The sequence below is a fragment of the Acetobacter sp. DsW_063 genome (assembly GCF_002153745.1).
GTDB lineage: Bacteria > Pseudomonadota > Alphaproteobacteria > Acetobacterales > Acetobacteraceae > Acetobacter.
The window spans coordinates 1-859 of the sequence record NZ_JOPL01000028.1 but is presented as its reverse complement, the minus strand read 5'-3'; the positions used below and the strand labels follow the sequence as shown (position 1 = coordinate 859).

Annotated in this window: 2 protein-coding genes; both read right to left on the bottom strand. The window is 64.7% G+C overall.

The window, feature by feature from the left end:
• Positions 1 to 283, bottom strand: a 283-nt coding sequence (locus HK28_RS14430; RefSeq protein WP_255376460.1) for an IS30 family transposase, incomplete at its 3' end; no start/stop codon positions are given.
• Positions 256 to 859, bottom strand: a 604-nt coding sequence (locus tag HK28_RS14425; RefSeq protein WP_143217330.1) for an IS30 family transposase, incomplete at its 5' end; no start/stop codon positions are given. The genes HK28_RS14425 and HK28_RS14430, both read right to left, overlap by 28 nt.

The following is an 859-nucleotide window of genomic DNA, read 5'->3' as shown; positions in this document are numbered from 1 at the left end:
CAGGGCTGAAGCTCTCGATGAACCGATCCATCGCCTCGGCTGGCGTGAGGTATCCGAGGCATTTTCGAGGTGTCGCGTTCATCCGCGCCTCGATGGCCCTGAGGGCTGCGGGTCCGATCGAGGGGAGAGCAGTGTCCATAGGCAGGAACAGCCGCAGACGACCGTTGGTGTTCTCCACTGAGCCTTTCTGCCATGGCGAGCGGGGATCGCAGAACCAGACCGTCATGCCTGTCTTTCTTTCGGTCGCGTTAAAGGTCACGAATTCGGAGCCCTGATCGCAGATGACGGATTGGCGCAGCGGGGCAGGGAGATGGGCCGTCGGGGCCTGTATGGCGTGGGCGACGCCCGGGAGGCCCGGCCCTCGAGGCTCGCGATACGGACGAGCCGGGTGGTCCGTTCGACAAGCGTCAGGACACTGCGCTGGCCGTTGAGAGCGGCGCGAAACATCACCAGATCCGCTTCCCAATGGCCCGGGATCTGCAGGGCGGCGACATCCGACGGGCGCCGGGCGATCCGCCGCTCAGGCGGAATACGCAGGCCACGGCTTCGCCTCTGGTGGCGCCGCCAGCGTTTAACATGATGGCGACGCAGTCTCTTCCACAAGTGGCGCTCGCGCATATCCCGGCAATAGATCCAGCGATAGATCGTCTCATGCGACAGCCGCACGCTCTCACGCCTCAGTCGTCCGCAGATCTGCTCCGGCGACCACAGCAGGGACAGGCCCGCAAGCACACGTTCAGCAAGAACCGGATCGCAAAACAGCCGCATCGTCGCGCTCCGACGTCGCCGCGCGGCGTGCTCGGCCATGACTGGCCAGTAGCCATACAGATCAATCTCGTCGCTGCGATGCGCATTGCGG